Raw genomic sequence first — 683 nt, 5'->3', positions numbered from 1 at the left:
CCGCCGTCCCGGCGGCCCCCGCGGCCGACCCGGGCCGCCGGACGGTGCCCGGCGCGGGGCACCGCGGCGTGGACGTCCGCGCCTGACCGGCACGAGTTCGCCCGGACGGCTCAGGCCGGGGCCCCCACGCGCCGAGACACCCACAGCAGCGCCCACCCGCACGGGCGCACGTCCCAGGAAGGACCTCGATGAGCGTCCCCACCACCGGCACGAACCCGGCGTTCCCCGCCTGGACCCCGCCGAGCACCACCGCGTCGGCCGCGGGCTCCGAGCTGGGCAAGGACGCCTTCCTCAAGCTCCTCGTCGCGCAGCTGCGCTACCAGGACCCGATGAACCCCGCCGAGGGTGCCGAGTTCATCGCCCAGACCGCCCAGTTCACCCAGGTCGAGAAGCTGCAGGAGGTCGCCGACTCCACGTCCGCCTCGCTCACGCTGCAGCAGCGCTGGGGTGCCGGGGCCACCGTCGGCCGCCAGGTCGACTACCTCGGCGCGGACGGGCTGCCCGCCTCGGGCACGGTCACCGCCGCCGTGTTCACCTCCGACGAGCCCGTCCTGCGGGTGACGACGCCGACCGGTGCCACGGTCCAGGTGCCGTTCGCGGCCGTCCAGGGCATGCGCGACGCCGCCGCCCAGGCGACCGCCCCGCCCGCGGCCCAGACCGCACCGCCGGCCGCGCCGCCGGCC

1 protein-coding gene is annotated in these 683 nt (G+C 77.7%); it reads left to right on the top strand.

Going from position 1 to position 683, the window contains the following annotated elements; all coding sequences use genetic code 11:
- Positions 1-188 precede the first annotated feature (188 nt).
- Positions 189-683, top strand: a 495-nt coding sequence (locus tag WCS02_RS20885) for a flagellar hook assembly protein FlgD (RefSeq protein ID WP_340296225.1), incomplete at its 3' end; no start/stop codon positions are given.

It is taken from the genome of Aquipuribacter hungaricus (assembly GCF_037860755.1).
GTDB classification, from domain to species: Bacteria; Actinomycetota; Actinomycetes; order Actinomycetales; family JBBAYJ01; genus Aquipuribacter; species Aquipuribacter hungaricus.
Note: the sequence above shows the minus strand (reverse complement) of the source record. Positions and strands in the feature narration are given on the sequence as shown.